The organism is Paenibacillus daejeonensis DSM 15491 (assembly GCF_000378385.1).
Lineage (GTDB): Bacteria > Bacillota > Bacilli > Paenibacillales > Paenibacillaceae > Paenibacillus_D > Paenibacillus_D daejeonensis.
In genome coordinates this window covers 195,718-217,749 of record NZ_KB899663.1, presented here as the reverse complement: position 1 = coordinate 217,749, position 22,032 = coordinate 195,718, and the positions used below count along the sequence as shown (strand labels likewise).

At 54.1% G+C, this 22,032-nt stretch carries 17 protein-coding genes; 10 read left to right on the top strand and 7 right to left on the bottom strand.

The genetic code is table 11. The features are described from left to right. Complete coding sequence (locus F556_RS0116140; RefSeq protein ID WP_020618016.1) at positions 1–672, top strand: stalk domain-containing protein; 672 nt, start codon at positions 1–3, stop codon at positions 670–672. A gap of 60 nt (positions 673–732) precedes the next feature. Here the strand turns inward: F556_RS0116140 and F556_RS0116135 are convergent, their stop codons facing one another. Further along, complete coding sequence (locus tag F556_RS0116135) at positions 733–2,226, bottom strand: DHA2 family efflux MFS transporter permease subunit (RefSeq protein WP_020618015.1); 1,494 nt, start codon at positions 2,224–2,226, stop codon at positions 733–735. 209 nt (positions 2,227–2,435) lie between these two features. Here F556_RS0116135 and F556_RS0116130 point away from each other — a divergent pair, with 209 nt between their 5' ends. Both F556_RS0116130 and F556_RS0116125 read left to right on the top strand, forming a co-directional pair. Beyond that, complete coding sequence (locus F556_RS0116130; protein WP_020618014.1) at positions 2,436–3,008, top strand: sigma-70 family RNA polymerase sigma factor; 573 nt, start codon at positions 2,436–2,438, stop codon at positions 3,006–3,008. Beyond that, entirely contained in the window at positions 3,005–4,132 is a 1,128-nt protein-coding gene (locus F556_RS0116125; RefSeq protein ID WP_020618013.1) for a DUF4179 domain-containing protein, read from the top strand. Before F556_RS0116130 ends, F556_RS0116125 begins: the two co-directional genes overlap by 4 nt. Positions 4,133–4,835: 703 nt before the next feature. Here F556_RS0116125 and F556_RS0116120 read toward each other — a convergent pair. After that, positions 4,836–5,657, bottom strand: coding sequence for an NAD(P)H-binding protein (locus F556_RS0116120; RefSeq protein ID WP_020618012.1), 822 nt, complete (start codon positions 5,655–5,657; stop codon positions 4,836–4,838). Positions 5,658–5,978: 321 nt separating this feature from the next. On the opposite strand from F556_RS0116120, the gene F556_RS0116115 reads away from it, so the two are divergent. After that, positions 5,979–7,322, top strand: coding sequence for a sodium-dependent transporter (locus F556_RS0116115; protein ID WP_020618011.1), 1,344 nt, complete (start codon positions 5,979–5,981; stop codon positions 7,320–7,322). 77 nt (positions 7,323–7,399) lie between these two features. Here F556_RS0116115 and F556_RS0116110 read toward each other — a convergent pair whose 3' ends face one another. Then, positions 7,400–7,831, bottom strand: a complete 432-nt coding sequence (locus tag F556_RS0116110) for a DUF1801 domain-containing protein (protein WP_020618010.1) — start codon at positions 7,829–7,831, stop codon at positions 7,400–7,402. A gap of 158 nt (positions 7,832–7,989) precedes the next feature. On the opposite strand from F556_RS0116110, the gene F556_RS36345 reads away from it, so the two are divergent. Both F556_RS36345 and F556_RS37165 read left to right on the top strand, forming a co-directional pair. Beyond that, positions 7,990–8,604 (top strand): TetR/AcrR family transcriptional regulator, encoded by a 615-nt coding sequence (locus tag F556_RS36345; RefSeq protein WP_020618009.1) that lies wholly within the window; start codon positions 7,990–7,992, stop codon positions 8,602–8,604. Beyond that, on the top strand, positions 8,582–9,808 hold the full coding sequence (locus F556_RS37165) for a twin-arginine translocation signal domain-containing protein (RefSeq protein ID WP_020618008.1): 1,227 nt from the start codon (positions 8,582–8,584) through the stop codon (positions 9,806–9,808). The genes F556_RS36345 and F556_RS37165 overlap by 23 nt, the downstream gene beginning before the upstream one ends. Here F556_RS37165 and F556_RS0116095 read toward each other — a convergent pair. Next, positions 9,795–11,474 (bottom strand): ribonuclease J, encoded by a 1,680-nt coding sequence (locus F556_RS0116095; protein ID WP_020618007.1) that lies wholly within the window; start codon positions 11,472–11,474, stop codon positions 9,795–9,797. The genes F556_RS37165 and F556_RS0116095 overlap by 14 nt on opposite strands. A gap of 126 nt (positions 11,475–11,600) precedes the next feature. Next, on the bottom strand, positions 11,601–12,866 hold the full coding sequence (locus F556_RS0116090; protein ID WP_020618006.1) for an MFS transporter: 1,266 nt from the start codon (positions 12,864–12,866) through the stop codon (positions 11,601–11,603). 219 nt (positions 12,867–13,085) lie between these two features. Here F556_RS0116090 and F556_RS0116085 point away from each other — a divergent pair, with 219 nt between their 5' ends. Genes F556_RS0116085 through F556_RS0116075 form a run of 3 tightly spaced genes read left to right on the top strand, consistent with a single transcriptional unit; the run spans position 13,086 to position 17,081 of the window. Beyond that, a complete protein-coding gene (locus F556_RS0116085) occupies positions 13,086–13,706 on the top strand; it encodes a TetR/AcrR family transcriptional regulator (protein ID WP_020618005.1) in 621 nt (206 codons plus the stop codon). Positions 13,707–13,749: 43 nt separating this feature from the next. Then, a complete protein-coding gene (locus tag F556_RS0116080) occupies positions 13,750–16,164 on the top strand; it encodes an MMPL family transporter (RefSeq protein ID WP_020618004.1) in 2,415 nt (804 codons plus the stop codon). Then, complete coding sequence (locus F556_RS0116075; RefSeq protein WP_020618003.1) at positions 16,161–17,081, top strand: WD40 repeat domain-containing protein; 921 nt, start codon at positions 16,161–16,163, stop codon at positions 17,079–17,081. Before F556_RS0116080 ends, F556_RS0116075 begins: the two co-directional genes overlap by 4 nt. 68 nt (positions 17,082–17,149) lie before the next feature. Here F556_RS0116075 and F556_RS0116070 read toward each other — a convergent pair whose 3' ends face one another. Both F556_RS0116070 and F556_RS34230 read right to left on the bottom strand, forming a co-directional pair. Next, a complete protein-coding gene (locus tag F556_RS0116070) occupies positions 17,150–17,644 on the bottom strand; it encodes a DUF402 domain-containing protein (RefSeq protein WP_020618002.1) in 495 nt (164 codons plus the stop codon). A gap of 38 nt (positions 17,645–17,682) precedes the next feature. Then, on the bottom strand, positions 17,683–19,182 hold the full coding sequence (locus F556_RS34230) for a UDP-N-acetylmuramoyl-L-alanyl-D-glutamate--2,6-diaminopimelate ligase (protein WP_020618001.1): 1,500 nt from the start codon (positions 19,180–19,182) through the stop codon (positions 17,683–17,685). Between the two features lie 231 nt (positions 19,183–19,413). Here F556_RS34230 and F556_RS0116060 point away from each other — a divergent pair, with 231 nt between their 5' ends. Continuing rightward, positions 19,414–22,008 carry a winged helix-turn-helix domain-containing protein gene (locus tag F556_RS0116060; protein ID WP_020618000.1) on the top strand — a complete coding sequence of 865 codons (2,595 nt, stop codon included), beginning with the start codon at positions 19,414–19,416 and terminating at the stop codon, positions 22,006–22,008. The last annotated feature ends 24 nt before the right edge of the window (positions 22,009–22,032 follow it).

Here is a 22,032-nt window from a genome sequence, read left to right as displayed (position 1 = left end):
TTGAAGAAGAAATGGATTGCCTCCATTGCAGTTGCAAGTATGCTGGTAGGCAGCAGTGCGGGCGCATTGGCCGCTTCAAATTTGCAAGAAATCAAGGCTTTTTTTGATTCGGGGCTGAAATTCAAGTTGCATGGCAAAGATTATGTTCCAGCCAATGATAAGGGCGTCCCTACCCTTCCAATTACCTATAATGGAACAACGTATCTCCCGGTTCGGGCGATCTCCAACGCACTCGACGTAGCCATTTCCTATGATCCTCAGACTAAAACGATTTCCCTTGGCGAAAAATCCGAAGGTACCCCGATTGCCGATGGCTTTAATAATATGTACCATACCAAAGATCCTGCACTGACCACCTTTAACGGCAAGGATTACAAAGAGGTCTTCTTCGATAACGCACCGAGTAATCGCGGCAGCTCCTTCATGCTGTATCCCAAAGGGAAGTATCAGAAGCTGGTCCTGCAGATTGCTGCCATCGGTCATGACATTGAGACCCTCAAGATTAATGACAGCGGCAAAGATATTGTCTTGAAAACCGAGACAATCGCTGTAGGAGAGGGACTGAAAACCATTGAAATTGATATCGGCGGCGTTCAAGAGTTGTTCATCCATGCGGATGTTGAAGCCGGAGGAAAAGTATTTGTCCCGCTGACGACTTCTTATTATAAATAAAAGCAAAAAACAGCCCCCACCTCATTCGAGATGGGGGCTATTTTTTGCGGCCAGGGATCCTCAGTGTGCCGGTACACCCTCCAATTTGTCGCTGTCGTCTGGCTGCGTGCGGCGGAGGAAGAATAGCGCCAGTACCAGAGCCAGAGCGACCAGACCAAGCGCCAGTAGAAACGCCTGCTTCATCCCGGCGGTCATCGCCAGTGCTTGGAGCTGTTCGACTGGAACGGAAGCTCCCTCCTGCTGGACGAATTGCTCTGATCGCGTGGTCATGATCGTCACCAGCAGCGCCATCCCGACGGCACCGCCGACCTGTTGGATGGTTCCTGTAATTGCTGTGCCGTGCGGGTAGAGCAGGCGTGGGAGACCATTTAGCCCGTTGGTCATAATCGGCATCATCAGCATTGAGATGCCCAGCATGAAGAACATATTCAGTGCCATGATGGTGACATAGGACACCGCCAGCGTCATGGAAGCAAACCCGATCAGGGACGCAGACATGAGCAACAGCCCGACGATCGCCAATCCTCTGGCACCGAAGCGGTCGAATAAGCGGCCGGTCACCGGTGACATAATGCCCATGACGACCCCGCCTGGCAGCATCGCCAGTCCCGCTTCCAATGGTGTATAGGCGAGCGCATTCTGGAGGAAGATCGGAATTAGCATCATCGTGGAGAACATCGCCATCATGACGATCAGCATGATGACAACTGCGAGGCTGAACATCGAATGCTTGAACGCGCGGAGGTCGAGCATCGGCTCCCGCATGCGTAATTGCTTGACGATAAACACTAGGAGCGAAGCCGCACCTATGGCAATAGGCAGCCAGACTGCCGGTGCTCCCCACTCGCCATGACCTTCGCCCGCGCTGCTGAAGCCATAGACAATACCGCCGAAGCCAACGGCCGAGAGTAGCATCGACAGCGGGTCGAGCCTTGTCGGGCGAGGATCTGTCACATTGCCCAAGCGAAAGTACGCAAAGACGATGACAAATAAAGCAATCGGCAGCACGGCATAGAACAGCAGCCGCCAGCTGTAATGCGCGACGATCAACCCCGAGAGCGTCGGTCCGATCGCTGGCGCAAAGGTGATGACGATGCCGATCGTGCCCATCGCTGCCCCGCGCTTGGCCATCGGTACGATAGCCAGCACGACATTCGTCAGCAGCGGGAACATGAGCGCCGTCCCCCCGGCTTGAACGATCCGGCCCACGAGCAGCCAACCGAAGCTGGGCGACAGCGCCGCAATCAGCGTCCCCGCCGTGAAGCAGCCCATTGCGCTGAGGAACAAGCCTCTGGTCGTGAAACGTTGGATCAAAAACGCTGTTGCTGGAATGAGGACCGCGATGACCAACAGATAGCCGGTGGACAACCACTGTGCTATATTAGGAGATACGCCAAGATCATTCATAATCGGTGTCAGTGCAACATTTAACAGGGTTTCGTTCAGAATGGCCACGAATACGCCGAGCACCATCACGAGCACGATCAGCCGGTTGCTTTTGCTGCCGAAGGCAGACGTATGGTGGTCCGGTTCATTGGTTTGTTCCACGTTCATCCCCTCTTCTCTTCCTTCTCTTCATCGGAGCCCTAATTCCGGATTCTTGCTAGCACATGCAGTAGTATACCATGGCATAACACCCCTAGTTTTCTTCTGAATTGCTAATCTCATGCTTATTGTTCAAGATACCTGAGAGATTATACCCGCCTCCTGCGTTGTTTAGGGTGTAAGAGCTCTTACAACGTTATGAAGGGGACCCGCGACGCATGAAAACAAATGACACGAATTTTATCCGGCGTCTGCAGCGCCACAAACCGGACGCTCTGGATTATATCGTTGATAGCTATCTACCTCTCGTCAAAGGAACTATCATCAAGGTTCTGGGGCCGCTCCGAAACGACGGTCTGATCGACGAGTGCATCAATGATAGCTTCCTTTCGGTATGGCAGCATGCCGATTCCTTTCGTGGCAATTCGGAGGATTTCAGAAAATGGATCTATGCCATCGCCCGATTCAAGGCAATCGACGCCTATCGCAAACAGGTCCGCCGGCAGGCGCAGGTTGCCGGAGATACGAACCTTGACATCCTGCAGACAGCATCTGCCGAGCAAGAGCTGCTGCTTGCGGAGGAGCAAGCAGACATCATACAGCTGCTGCATCAGCTCAGCGAGACGGACCGGGATATTTTCACCATGAAGTACCTGCTCGGCATGCGGACGGACGACATTGCAGCGAAGCTGGGACTGACGCGAACCGCGGTGGACAATCGGGTGTTCCGAGGCAAAAAGAAGCTGCAGGAGAAAGCACATCATATGGGGCTGGGAGGATATACGGTATGAAGGACAAGGAGCTATACAAACAGTTGAATCATCTGAAGGTGGAGGTACAGGAGGTGGAGGACGTGGAGGTCAATGAGCTTGAACACCAACGGGTGAAGCAGTCGCTGCATGCCTCGATCCGGCGTGAGCCGAAGCGAAGCAAGTGGAGGCACAACTCGGCGGCAGCCGTTATGTTGCTTGCCGTTGGTGGGGTCGCGACGGGAATTACGTTCCCTGCTTATGCGGCTGGCATCCCTTTAATCGGTGATGTCTTCAAGCTGGCCGACCGGCTCAGTGCGCAGAGCGGCCTGTTCGAACATTATAAAGAATACTCCACCGAGATGAACATGAGTGCTGAGAGCAAGGGCATTACGATTACGCTGGGAGATGCGATTTTCGATGGCAAAGTGGCAACCTTGACCTACACGCTCGAGAGCGACAGGGATCTCGGCGAGCAGCCCATGATTAGTGGCACCCCGTCTTTTCGGGGATCTAGTGGTGGCGGCGGTTCACAGAGCATCATTAAAATCGATGCCGGTAAATATGCCGGTATCATTCGTACCAGCAGTATCGATCACAACGGAGTCGACAGCGTAAAACTGAATTGGCCCATTGAAGCGGTCATTGTAGGTGACACCCATGAACGCATCGAAGGTCGATGGAGCTTCGCAGTAGCGCTCGATGCAACAGACCAACAGGTGCAGATGGTCGGGCATGCAGTGGAGGCTTCGGGTGTTCAGTTGACGCTGGACCGTCTCTCCATGTCGCCGATGTCGTTCATGCTTTATTACGAAACGTTGATTGCCCAAGACCTATATTCGGCATGGGACGATGTCGATGTGGAATTCGAGGTTCGCGACAACCTTGGTCACGTGTATGCTGGTGAGGGGAACGGCGGTAGCGGCAAGGAGAAAGACGGCGGGATGGAATGGAAATTCAGCCACACCTTCGAGAAGCTCGATCCTCAAGCAACTGAGCTAATCGTGACCCCTACGCTCCGCTTGTACGTCTATACCGCGGAGAACCACGGTGGCATCGACGAGCACGGCCAGGAAATCGCCGGCTCCGGCAAGCCGGAACGCGACGACCAATTCCTCGTTTTGGAGGACATCGTCATCCCGGTGCAGCAGCTTACCGGGGAGTAAGAGCCGTTTAGTGGTCGGTGGAGCACGGTTGAGTGTCGGGAGTGGCGTTTGATTGGCTGATGGAGCTAGGTTGGGTGAGGAGGGGCGATGCCCGGGCAAGGAACTAATTTGATGCGTGGGGACGCGTGTGATTAGCTGGCTGGTGGAAACAGTCGGGTAGTTGGCGGCGGCGGGACCAATCATATTCGAAATTTCATGCTTATTGGCGGTTGACGACTGCTTGGGGAGCAATTATATTCGAAATTTCGTGCTTATCGGTGGCCGATGGAGGCTCGGGGACTAATTATTTTCGAAATTTCATGTCCACCAGGTGCACACGATGGCTTGGGGACCACTATACTCGAAATTTCGTGTTCGTTGGACGGCCGCATGTCGTACTTTCTCCGATTCTTAAGTAACCTGCCGAACTCCCGCGCCTCCGCTTGGGCTATGTCCGCCTAACTCTCATCACATCCTTCACCCTAACATCCTCTCTTGGGCTCACCCCCCACTTTCTCATGCCTGGGGACAGCTGACGGGGTGCGGACGGAGCTGCAGTTAAAGAAAGTTTACTTGGAGGCGCACACCGGAGGGGCAAACCGAGCTGCAGTTAAAGAAAGTTTACTTGGAGGTGCCCACCGGGGGAGCAAACCAAGCTGCAGTTAAAGAAAGTTTACTTGGAGGTGCCCACCGGGGGTGTAAACGGGACGTCCCGTTTTTGCTTCTATAGGAATGCCTGGCGGTGCTGCTCCACCCAGGTGGCGAAGGACTGGGCCGGGCGGCCGGTTATTTGTTCGACTGTGGGTGCTACGGTTGTCGCGATTTCGGGCGGCGTGCTGTTCATTTCGACGAAGAAGGCGATGGTTTCTTCATCGTAGCCTTGATCTTCCCAGCGTGCCCGCGCTTCCTGCTCAGACAAGCTGATGAAGGCAATCGGGCGGCCGATCGCTTGGCTGATCAGCGCGACTTGCTCTTGCGGCGAGATGAGCTCAGGTCCAGTCAACGTGTAGCACCGCTCATGGTGCCCCGGCTCCAGCAGAGTCACCGACGCAACTGCGGCAATATCCGCCTCATGGATGATGGCTGTCCGCACGTGGCCGCCGAATACCGACACCTCTCCTTTCTTACGAACCCAGGCCTGCCAGTCATCGAGCGCATTGGCCATGAAGCCTACCGGCTGCAGGAAGGTCCACTGCATCCCACTCGCCTGAATCGCTTCTTCCACAGGCCCACTGCCATACAGCGTCAGATACGTCATCCGCTGCACACCGGCTTCTGCGACCAGCTTCACCACCTCCGGCGGCGTCTCCAGCGCAGCGCCCTCCTGATCACTTGACGGAAACAGATACATCGCCTGTACGCCAGTAAGCGCTGGTATGAGCGAGGCCGGCTCCATTAAATCGCCCTTCACCACTTCTGCCGCTGGTGGCAAACCCGCACGCTCTGGATTCCGCGACAAGGCTCTCACCTGTTCTCCCTTACTCAGCAATTGCTCTACCAGATGTCTCCCCACCGTCCCCGTCGCACCTGTTACTAAGATCGTCATTGCTCTTACCTCCATTATTAAAAAGTTGTACATCTTGCTCACAACTTCAATTATAATGAGGGATTCCTGACATCTAGCTTGTCAGGAATGACAGACAGCCATCGCTTATTTTTCTCGGCAATCTCCTACTCACCGTGTCTTCCCCGATCATGAATAGCCCTGCCCTATTCTCCCAAACACTCTCATTCTGCATAAAAGCCATCCATCATGGTTAAAAGATGAAAGCGATTGATTCATTTCTGCTGCCAGTCGCTGGAATAAATGTCCGGTGCCATGGCAACCATGAACTCAATACGACTTCATTCCTTCAGGGGGTATTGTATGGCTAATAGCAATCATCGAGCCGGCAGCACCACAGAACGCTTCTCGCAAGTCGGCTTCATCATTGCGGCGATCGGCAGCTCTGTCGGTCTCGGCAACTTGTGGAAATTCCCTTACATAACCGGTGAAAATGGCGGGGCCGCTTTTTTCCTGCTGTTTATCGTCTGTCTGATTCTGGTCGGCCTCCCCGTCCTGCTCGCTGAGCTGGCCATTGGCCGGAGCGGCCGGGCAAGCGCCGCCTCGTCCTTCGTGCGGCTAGGGGGCGGTCCCGTCTGGCGGGGAGCCGGACTGCTGCAGGTGCTGACACCATTTCTGATTTTGTCCTTCTATATCATCGTTGTCGGCTGGACCCTTCACTACTCGATCCTGGCCTTCAGCGGACAGCTGTTTGCCAATGATGACTTCGGCAGCACCTTCACCGCCTTCAGCTCCAGCTACTGGCCGCTGATCTGGCAAGCTGTCTCCATGGTGCTGGTCGGCTGGGTCATCGCCAAAGGCGTAAGCGCCGGCATTGAGAAATTCAACAAGATTCTTATTCCGGCCATGGCGGTCTTGCTGGTGCTGCTCATGATCCGTTCGTTGACACTGCCTGGGGCTTCGGAAGGAGTCTCGTTCTTCCTGCAGCCGGATTTCTCCGAGCTCTCCCCGGAGTCTGCGCTGATTGCCCTGGGACACGCCTTCTTCTCCCTGTCCCTGGGTATGGGGATCCTGATGACCTATGGCGCATACGTGGACAAGCGTCAGTCGCTGGGCACAGCCACCGTAGCCATTGGTGCCGGTGATCTGATCTATGCGCTCATCGCTGGCTTGATCATCTTCCCGACGACGTTTTCCTTCGGGATTGCTCCGGACGAGGGGGCGAGCCTGGTCTTCATCGCACTTCCGGCCGCCTTCTCGGCGATGCCGCTAGGCTGGCTGTTCGGCGGATTATTCTTCGTCCTGCTGGCCATTGCCGCTATCACCTCTGCGGTTTCCATTCTAGAGGTACCCGTCGCTTTTGCCAAGGAACAGTGGGGCTGGAGCCGGACGCGTTCGGTATGGACCGTAGCTGTCATCTGCTTCTTGTTCGGCGTGCCGCTGGGCCTGTCCAACGGATTGGTGCCCGGTCTAATGATTGGCGGGCGCAACCTATTCGATTGGATTGACTTCATTACCTCCAACATTCTACTGCCGCTCATCGGTGTCCTGATTGCGATATTTGCCGGGTACCGCTGGAAGAACGTTGCCGAGGCCAGTGGCTTGCGGTCGTCCTGGTTCCGATTGTGGCTGTTCAGCCTCCGGTACATTGCGCCTATTCTGATGCTGTTCGTACTGCTGTACACGTCGGGAGTGCTGAGATTATAGTTAGACGCCGTGGACGCTGAGCTCCCCCAAAAAAGCAGCCTTTCTTCCGCTTGCTGCGGGAGAAAGGCTGTTGACGTTTAAGTCCCGGAATTGGCCGGATATGTGGCCTGTAGGTGCTCAATCGTATGTGTGATCAAGGCCTTCAACACCTCAGGGTCGATATCGGCGACTTTATTGATATAGACGCAGCCTTTGCCCGCCTTGTGCTTGCCCAGCTTCTCCAGCAGCTCTTCCCGATCTGGGTCACAGCTGGAGAGGTACAGGCTGATCCGTGCCTTGCCTGGCGCAAAGGCAACTAACGCTGCATCGCCCTCATGACCGGAGGCATACCGATAATGATATGCGCCGAAGCCGATCATACTCTTCCCCCACATCCGCGCAGGAAAGCCACTCGTTTCGGTGAATAGATCTAGCAGCCTGTAAGCATCTTCCCGCCGTCCCGGATGTTCTACCGATTCGATATACTCCAGTACACTGTTGTCATTTTCTTTGGTTTTCAGCTCATACATGAGTCCCTATTCTCCTTCTTTCTACGCGTGCTGTCTCCACTCATTGTACCACCCCATACTTCAGTTCGCATGTTCTCTTCAGCCTCACCCAACTTGCCAAAAAAGATAAGCCCTGATAGAATTAGAGTAATTACTCTAATTTAGAGGTGGAGATGTCTATGTCCACACGCACCAAAATTCTGACTGCCGCTGTCCAGTTGTTTAACCAACAGGGCACCGGACAGGTGTCCACCAATCATATTGCCAAGGCGGCAGGCATCAGTCCCGGCAATTTGTATTACCACTATCGCAACAAAACGGAGATCATCGGAGCCATTCTGGATCAGATGTATACCCGCTGGGACGAGGTCTGGACCTTTGCTGCGGAAGAGCCTGTTACCCTGGATGGTTTCCTGGGCAAGCTCCGCCTGAACTACACCCTGCTATGGGAATATCGCTTCTTCTACAGGGAAGCTATCGTGTTGCTTGGCTTGGATGGGGAGCTCAAATCACGTCATATTCGAATGACTGAACAGCGATTTGTAGATCAGGCTGCCTTTGCCAGGCAAATTGCGGAGGCCGGCATCCTAAGAGGTCTGGAGGAGCCGGAACAATTGAGGAGGTTGCTGGCGGCGTGCTGGATGATCGCCAACAATTGGCTCGGTTTTGTAGAGATGAATGGCATGGAAGTGACAGAACAACAAATGGAGGAAGGCATCGCAGTGCTATTGACCGTGCTGCGTCCTTATCTGAATGAAGGAGCAAAGCCTGATGACGAAGACGCAAACCACTGAGCAAAAAACACCAACAAACCTTTCCCGTCGTACGTTTCTAAAAGCAGTAGCGGGCGGAGGCATTCTACTCGCAAGCGGCGGATTATGGGGTTCAATCAACCGGGGTGTATTCTCCACCGGAAAAGGACCCGCATACGCGGGCTGGAGGCAATGGTCTGCCGCACAAGCAGCAGGTGAACCGCTGGAGGGAGGACTTGCCTCGGCTATTCTTGCCTCCAACGCCCATAATACACAGCCTTGGCTGGTCTCTGTGGACGGAGATACTCTGGATGTGTATATGGACCTCTCGCGCAATATCGGTTCTATCGATCCGTTCTATAGAGAAATGTACCTCAGCCTCGGCTGCTTCCTGGAGAATCTTCATGTTACAGCCGCTGCCCACAACCACAGCTGGCAAGAGACGGTGTATGGCGGCGATTTCCGTCAGGTTCACGTAGCCCGGCTGCAGATGCAAGACCATTCACTTGGATTAAGCTCTGCACATGCTGCACTCTACGAGGCGATTCCTGAGCGGCACACGAACAGAGGCGCCTACGATACAGCGCGACCGATGGAGAATCAAGTACTGAGCGAGCTCGCTGCATTACAAGATCGAGATGGACCACGGCTGCACTGGTGGACCTCTGCCGAGGACAAACAAAAAGTCGGTGACCTGATCATCCAAGCCACCGAAGCGATTATCGCTGATGAACAGCAGGCGCGAGACAGTCACCGGTGGTATCGAGAGAGCTGGGATGAGCTGCAGCTCCGCAAAGACGGTACCACGCTGGATGCGACAGGCAACGGCTTCCTCGTCCGGGCAGTTGGCAAGCTAATTCCGGTATCCGAACAGACGGCCCACGATTACTGGCTGGGGTCAACCAGAGACACGCAGGTGCCGACGGCCGCTGCCTTCGGCGGCATTTCCATACCCGATCCCTCGGATCGCCGGCAGCTAGTAGCCGCCGGGCGACTCTGGCAGCGGATTCAGCTGTTGGCCACTCGGATGGGCATAGCCATGCAGCCGCTCAATCAACCTCATGAACGGATCGACCGAGACCGTCAGCTGGGCCAACCCTCGGCATTCGGCGAGGGTTACAGCCAGCTGCCAGGTCTCTCCGGACAGCCCTGCATCTTCACGTTCCGTGCCGGCTACCCCGACTCCCCTGCGCTTCCAAGCCCGCGGCGAGCTGTAGAGGAAATCCGCTTAGCTAGACCTGTATAATAATCGGCAGAATCATCGGGCGACGTTTTGTCTCGGCATAGACGAACTTGCCCACCGCTTCCTTCACTGACTGTTTGTACAAGGACCAGGAATTCGTGCGGTTCTCTTGCAGTTGGGTAATGGCGGCAACTGCACGACGGCCGACCTCCTCCATCAGTCCCTCCGACTCCCTGACATAAACGAAGCCTCGGGAGATGATATCGGATTTGGAGACAACCATGCGTCCATCAACGCGGTTGAGGGACAAGATGACGATAAGGATGCCGTCCTCGGAGAGCACCTTGCGGTCCCGCAGCACGATGTTGCCCACATCGCCGATCCCCAGACCGTCCACCAGTGTATCGCCGCTGTGAATCTTGCGTGTCTGCCGGGCGGAGCCACCCTCAATATCCACGACATCGCCGTTGCCCAGAATGAAGATGTGCTGCGGTTCCACACCTACTGCCTCTGCCAACTGACGGTGCTGGTGCAGCATACGCAATTCACCGTGAACCGGGATGAAATACTTGGGCTTCATCAGAGTCAGCATCAGCTTCAGCTCTTCCTGACTGGCATGTCCCGAGACATGCATCCCGGTTACTGATCCGGAGCCATAGATGACGTGAGCTTTGCGGTCAAATAAATGATCCACCACTTTGGCGACATTGCGCTCATTGCCCGGAATTGGCGTAGCAGCAATAATAACGGTATCACCTGGCAGTACCTCGACTTGACGATGCGTCCCGCTGGCTAGACGGGCCAGTGCTGCAGCGGGCTCCCCCTGGCTGCCTGTACACAGAACAACCACTTCATGCGGGGCGTACCGGCCAACATCCTGGGCCTCAATCAGCATATCTGGCTGGAGCTGCAGATAGCCCAGCGGAGCCGCGATTTCAACGGCATTTACCATACTTCTGCCGAGCAGCGCAATCCGCCTGTTCGTATGCCGTGCAGCGTCAATCACCTGTTGCAACCGATTAATGTTCGAGGCAAATGTTGCAAGAAATATTTTACCTGTCGCATCTTCGAAGGCCTTCATGATATGCTTGCCGACATTGCTCTCCGAAGGGGTGAACCCGGGGCGCTCAGCATTCGTGCTCTCGGAGAGCAAGGCCAAGACGCCCTTCTCTCCGATCCCCGCCATCTTGTGAATGTCGGCATACTGCTGGTTGACAGGGGTCAAGTCAAATTTGAAGTCGCCCGTATGAACAACATTTCCTTGCGGAGTCCCAATCACGATGCCAAGACAGTCCGGAATACTATGGTTGGTTCGGAAAAAGGTCAGATTCAGCTGCCCTAGCTCCAGTCGACTCGCCGCATCAATTTGATGGCGCTCTGTGATGTCGAGCAACCCATGCTCCCCCAGCTTGCGTTCAATCAGACCGAGCGTCAGCTTGGTTGCATAGATGGGCAAGTTTAATTGCTTGATAAGATAGGGAATGCCCCCGATATGATCCTCATGACCATGCGTGACAATGAGCGCCTTCACCTGCTCTCTGTGCTCCAGCAGATAACCGACATCGGGAATGATAACATCAATCCCTAGCAGAGTTTCATCGGGGAATTTGGAGCCGCAATCAATTGCGATAATATCTTCGCCATATTGAATGACATACATATTTTTTCCAATTTCACTGACACCGCCAAGAGCGGCAATAGCTAGTCTGTCCGCGGTATTCGTGGGCATATCATTTGCCTCCATCCACATAAAATATTCCGTTTGATCCTGAAGCCAGGGTGAGCGCGCATAGCGTTACTATGGCATGGAACAAGTGGTTTTATGCGATAGGAGCTTCTGTAAAAATGTAAAAGATCAAGTGGGCGATTTGCTTTGTTGCAATCTGGCTGGAGCAGGCTCTCGATCGGATTCTGATCCATCTCCCGGCTTGATGGCAACCAATCCGTAAAGGATGGACAAAATCGTAAGGCCCGCCAGGCCATAGAACAACCAGTCCGGAAACCGACTCATGCCAATGGAAACAAGGGGTGGTCCTGCAGCAACGCCGATGAACCGCATACTGCTATAGAGCGACGTGACTGTTCCACGTTGCTCTTTGTCGATCCCTTCCGTAATGAGCGCGTCCATACAAGGCAGAGCTGCGCCAATTCCAATTCCGCCGACACCCATGCACAGAAATAACAGCCATATAGCCTGTGATTCCGTACTGGCAATAACGATTAGCGCTGCAGTTAGGAGCGCCAGGCCAATCAGTGACACCCATTTCATATGAGGCTTGCTCTCACCGATCCATTTGCCGGACAAATAAGAAGAGAGGCATAGCGCCGACAATGGAATGGCCAACATGGCCCCTTTCAATACACCAGTCATTTTATAGACCTCCTCCAATACCTCGGAGAGATAGAAGAGCACGCCGAATAAGACCAGCATGGCTGTCGCACCGATGATGAAGATGGCGGATAACCAGCGCCCCTCAGCCTTGGCTGTCTTTACCAGTGTCGCTACAAAGTCCCGAATGCTCTGGGCTTGCTGCTTATTATCTCGGGACGGAACGTGGATGAAGAACAGAATCAGCAATATGGAGACCAAACAGAAGATGGGAATGGATAAAAAAAGTGCCGTCCACGTCCATAAAGCAAGCAAGGCGCCAAGAATGGGACTGACTACTTTGCCGAGGGTGTTAGAGGTCTCAACAATTCCTAAAGCACCGCTGACCTCCTTCTCGCTCTTATACATATCGCCAACCAGCGGCATAACAATAGGCGCGGCACCAGCCGCTCCAATCCCTTGGATGAGCCGGCCTGCCAGTATAACGCCATAGACAGCCTCTCCAGCAAACAAAGGAGCCAGACCGGACACCAATCCGCCTACGCCGGCAATAATCAAGCTCGGTATCATAATTCTCTTGCGTCCGAAACGGTCAGACAGGTAACCCGCCAGCGGAATCATCAGAATGGCTGCTACCGAGTACACTGTGATAAGCATACTGATCTGAAGCGAACTGACCTTGAGCACCCGCTGCAGCGTAGGTAGTACAGGAATCAAGATCGAGTTGCCCAAGGTCATGATCAACGGCACGGAAGCCGTGGCGATCAATGCTTTATAATTACGGCTTGCCATAAACGCATCTTCCCTTCTCGCCGCTCCAACGGCAAATGACAGTCCCCATAGGGTGGTCGGATAAGAAGGGTTTTATACAATGCGTTAAAGCGAAGCACATGTTCAATATTTAATCACAAGTTGCCTTTCAGGCAATATTGCACATTGGGCAACGAAGTGTTAAAGTATAGCTTAGTTATTCAAGATACGTCTGGAAAAGGAGGACGAAACTTTCACCTAATGAATACTAGAAGCTTGCGTGATATCAAAAAAGAAGCCACTGCACACGCACTGGCGGACGCAGCATTTGAGCTGGCTATGGATCGCGGTATGGACGGCTTTGTCGTCGATGACGTCGTGCAGCTGGCCGGGTATTCCCGGCGCACCTTTGCCAATCACTTCTCCTGCAAAGAAGAAGCTGTCGCCACCGCAGCCATTTTGTTCGATCGGGGCAAGGAAAAGGAAGCCGAGCATATACTAGCGAGCCTGGACAACGAAATGCCTTTTCTTGACAAGCTCTATTCGTTGTTGAAATTACAGCTTACCGCAGACCTGTTCGCCAAGATGCGTCACGTCATCGATCTGTCGAAGCATCACCCTTCTCTGGAGCCTTACATCTTGAATGCCTTTCGAAGCCTGCAGGTTGAGGCGCAAGAGCAACTGGGTGCGATGGCCCAGGGCCGCTATCCGGAGGGATATGTGCAGATGCTGACCGGCGCGTTATATGGTGCGATTATGCCTGTTATCGATGGAAGCTTGAATGTCCGCCTGCCGGATTCGGTCGCGGATGAGAAAGAGGATGCCACTCCGTTTGAACAATATTTGGATACCTTGTACGGCTATTTGCGTAACGGGTTTTAAGTAGAGACCAGAATATCAGTGCTAAGGGAGAGAAATCTACTGTATGTCAACTTTTCTGTATCAACTAGGTAAGAAAGCTTATGCCAAGCCATGGTATGTCATCACGAGTTGGATCGTAATTCTTGGCTTCGTGCTGGCGATGCTTGGCGTGAATGGCATCAACGTCAGTACCGATATCAAGATTGAAGGCACTGAAGCCCAAAAAGTTCTTGATAAGCTCGAGGCTGAGCTGCCGGAAGCCTCTGGCGGTCAAGCGAGCGTTGTCTTTACAGTTGCTGAGGGAGAGCGCCTGGATACGCCCGAGCGGATCGGTGCCATCCTGGAAACCATTAATCAAGTTTATGAACTGGAGTATGTGATTAATCCTGCTGAATTGGCAGCTGCAGCTGCTCAGAGCGGTGCAATGGAAGGTATGCCTGATATGGGAGGCGGTATGCCGACTGGAGCGGAGCAGGGTGCAGGCGAAGCAGACTTGCAAGCTGGTGCTGAGCAAGGCGCTGCTGATCCGGGTGCCGGGGCTGAGATGCCAGCGGAGATGCCAGCTGAACTGCCACCGTACATGCCACTCATGATTGATGGCATGCCGGTCCCTGGCATGCTGATTGCCACTGATGGTAGTATTGGACTGTTCCAATTCCAATTCACCGTTCAACAGAACTCGCTGCCACCCGGTGTAACCGATGACGTCATTGAAGCTCTGACAGAGGTGGAGCAAGGAACAGGTATTACCGCTTTGCCAAGCGACTCCTTGCAGACGCCTGAGATTCCAATTGGAGCCCATGAGATTATTGGTCTCGTCGTAGCTGCGGTTGTCCTCATTATGACGTTGGGCTCCCTGATTGCCGCAGGTTTACCGATTATTACCGCTCTGGTAGGTGTCGGAATCGGAGTCGGAGGCGCCTTTGCCCTCTCCAATTTTATGACGATGACCTCCTTCACGCCAGTTCTGGCGCTGATGATCGGCCTCGCCGTCGGCATTGATTACGCACTCTTTATCGTCAATCGTCAGCGTCGCCTGATTCTGGATCAGGGATTATCAGCGCATGAAGCGACTGGAAGAGCGGTAGGGACCGCGGGCAGCGCCGTATTCTTTGCCGGACTGACTGTTATCATCGCCCTGTGCGGTATGCTCGTTATCGGCATTTCATTCCTGAGCATGATGGCCCTTGTCGCTTCAGCCACCGTCTTCATTAATGTACTGATTGCCCTTACCTTGCTGCCTGCCCTGCTTGGGCTGGTTGGTGAACGAATCGTCTCTGCCAACGCTCGCGAGAAGCGCGCCAAAGCAGGTGCACAAAGTCACGGCTTTGCGGCACGCTGGGTCAAAGGCATCGTTCGTTTCCGCTGGCTGGTTATTGTTGTTATCATTGGAATCCTGGGCGTTGCTGCGATTCCCGTAACTCAGATGAATCTGGGCATGCCTTCTGGTGCAACCGCCAACCTCGACACCTCAGCCAGACAGAGCTATGATGCAATTTCTGATGGGTTCGGAGAAGGCTTCAACGGTCCATTAGTTCTAGTGGCGGAGCCTGCTACTGAGGGTGGAGCGATTACTCCGCAAGTAATGGGCCAACTGGTACAGGACATCCAAGGTGTCGACAACGTCTCTGTTGTCTCTCCTCTGGGCATGAACCCGGATGGAACGATCGCCATTCTTAGCTTGATTCCGAATACGGGCCCGACCGATGCGGAAACCAAAGACTTGGTCACTGCCCTTCGTGCACCGGATTCGGCCTTTGCCCAAGCGTATGACGTGAACATCGGTGTAACTGGTTTTACGGCCATTAATATTGATATGTCATCCAAGCTGGCAGAGGTCTTCCCAATTTACATTGGGATCATTGTACTCTTGTCAATCATCATCCTGCTGCTGGTTTTCCGTTCGATTATCGTTCCGGTTAAGGCTACCGTCGGATTCTTGCTCAGTATCCTTGCTACGTTCGGCATTACTACGGCTGTCTTCCAATGGGGATGGTTCAACCAACTGTTCGGTTTCGATACGGGTGGTCCGCTGCTCAGCTTTATTCCAATTATGGTAACGGGCATTCTATACGGTCTGGCTATGGACTATCAGGTATTCCTGGTCTCCTCGATGCGTGAATCCTATGTTCATGGACACCACGGCAGCAAGAGTGTCATCCATGGTTACGAACAAGCTAGCCGTGTCGTTGTTGCAGCAGCTGTCATCATGGTCGCTGTATTCGCCGGCTTCATATTCACCCATGATATTATGATCAAGCAAATCGGCTTTGCCTTGGCGATTGGTATTCTGATTGATGCCTTTTTCATTCGTATGGCATTGGTGCCGGCTGTCATGGCCCTGTTCGGCGACAAAGCCTGGTGGCTGCCGAAGTGGCTGGACCGCCTGCTGCCTAACCTCGATGTCGAAGGGGATAAGCTAATCGCCAAGCTGAATGCTGAAGAGCATGAAGCCAAGACGGTTAAGCCTGCGCGATGAGTGTAAATCGCAAGCTAAAAATAGGCGGTGCTGTCGCCGCACTCGCTCTTGGTATCAGTGCCTTAGTGTTCTTCAACTCATCGAAGGACCACTGCTCCTTCGACCAGCCTTGCGAGCCGAGTCAGGTGACAGAGCTGACTGATTTCAGCCTGCTGCCCAATGGCAGCTTCTCGCTCGCAACCGGCACCGATGGCCAGATTATAGTAATTGGCGGTGAGATGGCGAGTTCGGAGCAACGTCTCTGGAACGGGACCATTAGCGCACGGCTGTTCAACCCGGATAGCGGCCAAGACCAGCCGCTCTACGAACTGCCCATGGACTATCCAGCGCAGACGGCCCACCTCTCGCCTGATGGCCGTGAAATCGCATTATTCTGTTATGGTCAGGCCGAACCGGCACGCTGTGCCGACGAGCGTGGAACAGGGTTGATTGCAACGATTGCTGACGGACAAGTGGTACGCGTCCTGGACGGTCCCCACGTGACTGTCTCTGAGCTGTTCGAGCTGCCAGATGCTTATACGGAGCGCTCCTTAGTTATTCCTGACAGCGCGTTGTTTGTCCATGCCGACAGGCCACAGGGGGACGTTGTCCTGTTCAGCCTTGAGAATGGTTCCGAGCAGCAGCGCTATCCATTAACCAATGCAGAGGACCCGCCAACTTTTGTCCACGTCGTACCCAGTCCCGATGGCCGTAAGCTTGCCGTCATTCACCATTATGAAGGCGAGAAGGTACATGGCGAATATCTGTCAATCTTAGACCGCGAGGATGGACGAACGCTTGCTACGTTCCGTCTTGAGCAGACGACATGGCACGCCGCATGGACAGAGAACAGCATGCACGTTGTTACTGCCCGAGCGCTCTCGCGGACCGGTATAGACAAAATAACCGAGCTCAGCGTGTTCGATATTTCAATATAATGAAGTTAACAAAGCGCCCCCGCATTTGGCTTCCGAGCCAAATGCGGGGGCGCTTGTTGCTAGTGAATTCAGCTGGCAGGCAGATGCGACAGCACACTGTCGTCAAAAGGAAAACGGCCGCTGCGCGCTCGCTCCACCAGATGGGCCAATGCCTCTCTGGCTCTGGCCTGAAGCTCAGGGGAATACGCAAACGTTACACTATTGGCAGCAAACTCGTCCTCATCGACCACCTGCCAGTCACCGCCGGGGCGCTTGATCAGATCTAGGTCCAGATCCACAAAGGACACGTTGTCTCCTGTAATAATGGAAGGCATAGCCACATTGCAGTAATAGGAAACGGCCTGTCCATTCTCAATGCCGATGGCTACCGTGAACCATTCTTTTAAGAAAAATAACTCCAGCGATGTATTGTCAATGGTGAACACGCTGTTCTTGGTGTGGTGCACCAGCTTGCGGCCGGGCTTGCACAGAACCATGACATATTCCTCGTTTTGCTCCAGCCACTCGCCAGACCATTCATAATGCGCGCGGTCGGGATGCTTGAGCGCTTGCAGATGCATCATTCGGGTCAAAGGAAGGACACCAAGCTTTCTATCATAGATTATCGGGATGATCCTTCCAGTATATCATGGGTTGTCAGTCTGTGTTGCACGAAAGCTTGTACAATTTCTGCCTCATGAAACGGCTCTGCTCCGTTGCCGATCTTTTGAACCGTTTCATGTCCTTTGCCCGCCAGCAAAATAACATCCCCTCTCCTGCTTATCTGAAGCGCTGCTTCGATCGCTTGCTTGCGGTCCGCATAGGCCAGGTGCCGCCTTGGATCCATACCGGCGAGAATGTCACTGATTGACATCGCGGGGGACTGGCACTTGGGATTATCCGTTGTGATCACCGCGAGGTCTGCCCACCGGTCCGCCACCTTGCCCATGGCCAGCCGCTTCGCCCTGCCAGCCGCACTGCCATCTGCATAGACGCCAAATACCACGATTAACCGTCCTGCAACATGCGGCCGGAGCGTACGCAGGGCTTGTTCCAAGCCATCCTCGGTATGCGCAAAATCGACGACTACCTTCAGCTCGGCATCCTGGTGTACAACCTCGAACCGTCCCTTGATGCCACGAAGGGCTCCCAGTCCCTTCTGGATCATCTGCAGCGGCACGCCATCTGCATAGGCCGCCGCCGCGGCTGCGAGACTATTGTATATATTGACGCGTCCCGGCAGTGGCACCCGGATTAGTACCGAGCCCGAAGGCGTATCCAGAAGGTATTCGCTATGATGCTCTCCATAGTGAATCGCGGAGGCCGTCAGATCAGCATCGTTCTCTATGCCATAGGTGATATACTCAGCATCCATCGGCTTGCACGCTTCAGCTAGCCGCTGGCCATAGGGATCATCAAGATTAATAATATTATGCTTGGCTGTCATCGCGAACAGCTTGGCTTTGGTTTCATAATAATGCTCCATTGTCTGGTGCAGCTCCAGATGATCTGGCGTCAGATTCGTAAAGACCGCAGTGTCAAAAAGACTACCGTCAACCCGGTGGAGATGCAAGGCGTGGGATGAGACTTCCATGACGCAATGGTCAATCCCCGCCTCTTTCATTTGATGGAACCGATGCTGCAGCACTGGAGCTTCCGGCGTCGTGTGAGACTGGGGAAGCATGTCCGCTCCGAGGAAAGTGCCTAAGGTGCTGATACAGCCGACAGCGCCCTCCGTTTGCTCATAGATGGATTTGATCATCCATGCGGTGGACGTCTTGCCATTAGTGCCCGTGATGCCAATCAAGTGCATCTGCTCTGTCGGATGACGATAGAAGGCCGCGGACACCTGCGCGAGTGCAATTCGGGCATCCTTCACCTTGAGGATCGTTACCGGTTCCGGCAGATGCATGTCGCGTTCCACAATAAGCACTGTAGCGCCTGCTGCCAACGCTGCTGCAACATACTGGTGCCCGTCCGTCTCGAAGCCACAGATCGCTACGAATAATGTGCCTTGCTCGGACACCTCTCTGGAATCATAATGAATGGCTTGTACATCCTGATCCAATCTTCCCTGAATCCACTCATAGTTCACGTTCTTCAGCAATTCATTCAGCTTCATCCGCACTCACCCTTTCCGTTCGCCTGCGTATCGTGCACGTAGTTTCTCCCTCGCAGACGCTTGGCATGCAACGGGACCTTTCCCTTACACTAGCAATCTAATGTATCTGGAACATATCCGAATGCTGCGGAATTGTATCGGGGACGTAACAAATGTAATCGACAGCCGAATCCGACAAAAATCGTGTATACTGGAAACACAGGAAATACCTTGATTAGCGGAGGAAGCTAGATGTTTACCGGAAATCCTGGCGATGTCACCCTGTTAAAAGCCAAAATTACCGTGCCCCGCCTGCGGGCCGGACATATCGAACGCCGTCGTCTACTGTCCGAGCTGGATCAAAGTGTTAGCGGACGTTTGACGGCACTTTGCGCCCCTGCGGGCTGTGGAAAGACCACCTTGCTCAGTCAATGGGCGCATGCCAGCAAGCACAGGACCGCATGGGTTTCGCTGGATGAGCTCGATAATGATCCTGTGCGCTTCTGGCGTTACCTCGCAGCTGCACTGGCCACTGTCTCGCAGCAGACAGGCGCACAGATCGAGTCGCTTGCCTCCATGCTGCCACACGCCTCCTTATTCAACTTTATTGAAGCGCTCATGAACGAGTGGTACAGTCTGGCTGAACCAGTCGTGCTTATCGTCGATGACTATCATGTGATTTCGGATAGGCGCATTCATGAGAGCCTGGCTTATGCCATTTCGTATCTCCCCGACACCGGTCACCTAATCATCGGCAGCCGCAGCGACCTGCCGTTCTCCACCAGCCGTTGGCTCGCTCGTAACCAGATGTCGGTTCTAACCTATGCCAACATGCAATTCAACCAAGAGGAAACTGGCGCCTTCTATGACAGAACGCACAACCTTCATCTCACACCGGAGGAGATTCGCACCCTTCACGAGCGGTCAGAAGGTTGGGTAACTGCGTTGCAGCTCGCTGCGGTATCCCATGCCGGTCAGCCTACTCTAGGCTTAACAATCAAGCCCCTCGAAGGAAAACATGCCGTCGCGAACTATTTGTTTGAAGAGGTATTTAGCCAGCTGCCTGTGGAACTGCAGCATTTCCTGCTTCGCACCTCCATTCTGGAGAGAATGGATGCTAACTTGTGTCGTGCCGTATCCGGTGAGCCACGCAGCCAGCAGCTACTCCAGCGTCTGGAAGCGGCCAACCTGTTTCTCTTGCCCATTGATGATGATGACGCTTCTTATCGATATCACCCCCTGTTTGCCGAGTTTCTAAGGACGTTGCTGCGCAACCGAGATCCGGATGACTGGCGACGCGGCTGCTGCCTGGCAAGCCGCGCATGCGCCGAGCGGGGCATGGTCGATGCGGCCATGCATTACGCCCTGGCTGGAGAGGACTTTGACGAGGCCGAGCAGCTCCTGCAGCAGCATATGGAAAGTATCCTTAGGCAAGGGGAGTTCACCAACATGCTTCGCTGGCTGGAGCATCGGCCTTCACAACCTGACACAGTATCTTCGGGTTGGCTCATGCTTCATGCATTTGTGCTGGCTGTAGCCGGCAGGATCGATCAAGCCCAGCAGGTCGTACAGACGCTGGAAGTGCGTCTGGAGACGGAAGACGATGAATGCAACCGGGCCTCCATCGCATCCGGCGTATTTTTTATTCGTTCCAATCTGCTGTTTTTTAGCGGCAATTATGAAGAATGGCAGGCTTATGCGGATCGGCTGGGCGAGGGGCTGCTGATCGACAACGGCACGTTCTACAGCTACAATTTCAATGTTTCGGAGCCTCTCATTAACCGAACCCGAATTGGGCTGAAAGGCGCGTTATCCCCTGAAGCCGAACAGGTCGGCGTACGGTTCAGTCAAGTGCTGGAGTCGCACGGATGGGCGTATTCCTTGTTCAATTTGTACGTGAGGCTCTCACTCGCTGAAGGTTATTATGAGTGGAATCGTCTCGTTGAGTGCCAGACGCTGCTTGATACGATCGGTGCCTATGGGGAGTTGGAGACCACGCCTGGATTGTTCGTCCCCCATCGCATTCTGCAGACGCGCCTGTATATGAGCTCTGGACAGGGAGAGTTGGCGCTGGCTTGGATTCAGGAGGCCATGCAGAAGGCCGCCGAGTATCCGGATCAACGCTGGCTATCCGCACTGCGCGCCATCAAGGCGCAGGTTCATCTCTCCCGAATGGAGATCGGCAAAGCCAGGCAGGACGTGTCACTGTTGCATCTGTCCCTGCAAGCGATCCCCACCTTACGCCGTGAAACCGAGTATCTTGCATGGGCCAGATTTCTCGGACAGCAACGCAAATACTCACAGGCGATTCAGATGCTGGAGCAGTTACTGCCCCAAGCGCAGCGTGAAGGTCTGGTTTCTAGCATGATCGAGATCGGGTTGCTTCTTGCTATGCTGCACGATCAGCGAGGTCAGCGCACTGTAGCAATGCACCAGCTTTCTGGTGTGCTCGGATTGGCCTACACCAACGGGTATATTCGCAGCTTCCTGGATACAGGCGGGGCGGTTATTCCTCTGCTGCAAGCATATCTTCAGTCTCACCGAACCAGTCAACAGACCGAGCTGACTTCCTATGTCCGCGAACTGTTGGCTAAGCTGCTTGCTGATGAATCAGTTGACCAGCAGGCGACTCGGCCTGCTTCTCCTCCTCTGGATGAACCGCTCACGGAGAGTGAGCTCGGAATGCTAAGCCTCGTCCGCCGCGGGGCCTCCAACAAGCAGATTGCTGCCGAGCTGGCGCTCTCCGAAGGAACTGTCCGTGTCTATCTGTCGCGCCTCTATGCCAAGCTTGGCGTGTCCTCCCGGACGCAGGCGCTGCAGATCGCCCAAGAGAAAGAATTGTTTTGAGTACTACTGCCACAATGAAAAACA

Coding starts and splice junctions, on each gene's coding strand:
- F556_RS0116135 (WP_020618015.1), bottom strand. CDS start 2,226: ATGAACGTGGAACAAACCAATGAACCGGACCACCATACGTCTGCCTTC.
- F556_RS0116130 (WP_020618014.1), top strand. CDS start 2,436: ATGAAAACAAATGACACGAATTTTATCCGGCGTCTGCAGCGCCACAAA.
- F556_RS0116125 (WP_020618013.1), top strand. CDS start 3,005: ATGAAGGACAAGGAGCTATACAAACAGTTGAATCATCTGAAGGTGGAG.
- F556_RS0116120 (WP_020618012.1), bottom strand. CDS start 5,657: ATGACGATCTTAGTAACAGGTGCGACGGGGACGGTGGGGAGACATCTG.
- F556_RS0116115 (WP_020618011.1), top strand. CDS start 5,979: ATGGCTAATAGCAATCATCGAGCCGGCAGCACCACAGAACGCTTCTCG.
- F556_RS0116110 (WP_020618010.1), bottom strand. CDS start 7,831: ATGTATGAGCTGAAAACCAAAGAAAATGACAACAGTGTACTGGAGTAT.
- F556_RS36345 (WP_020618009.1), top strand. CDS start 7,990: ATGTCCACACGCACCAAAATTCTGACTGCCGCTGTCCAGTTGTTTAAC.
- F556_RS37165 (WP_020618008.1), top strand. CDS start 8,582: ATGACGAAGACGCAAACCACTGAGCAAAAAACACCAACAAACCTTTCC.
- F556_RS0116095 (WP_020618007.1), bottom strand. CDS start 11,474: ATGCCCACGAATACCGCGGACAGACTAGCTATTGCCGCTCTTGGCGGT.
- F556_RS0116090 (WP_020618006.1), bottom strand. CDS start 12,866: ATGGCAAGCCGTAATTATAAAGCATTGATCGCCACGGCTTCCGTGCCG.
- F556_RS0116085 (WP_020618005.1), top strand. CDS start 13,086: ATGAATACTAGAAGCTTGCGTGATATCAAAAAAGAAGCCACTGCACAC.
- F556_RS0116080 (WP_020618004.1), top strand. CDS start 13,750: ATGTCAACTTTTCTGTATCAACTAGGTAAGAAAGCTTATGCCAAGCCA.
- F556_RS0116075 (WP_020618003.1), top strand. CDS start 16,161: ATGAGTGTAAATCGCAAGCTAAAAATAGGCGGTGCTGTCGCCGCACTC.
- F556_RS0116070 (WP_020618002.1), bottom strand. CDS start 17,644: ATGATGCATCTGCAAGCGCTCAAGCATCCCGACCGCGCGCATTATGAA.
- F556_RS34230 (WP_020618001.1), bottom strand. CDS start 19,182: ATGAAGCTGAATGAATTGCTGAAGAACGTGAACTATGAGTGGATTCAG.
- F556_RS0116060 (WP_020618000.1), top strand. CDS start 19,414: ATGTTTACCGGAAATCCTGGCGATGTCACCCTGTTAAAAGCCAAAATT.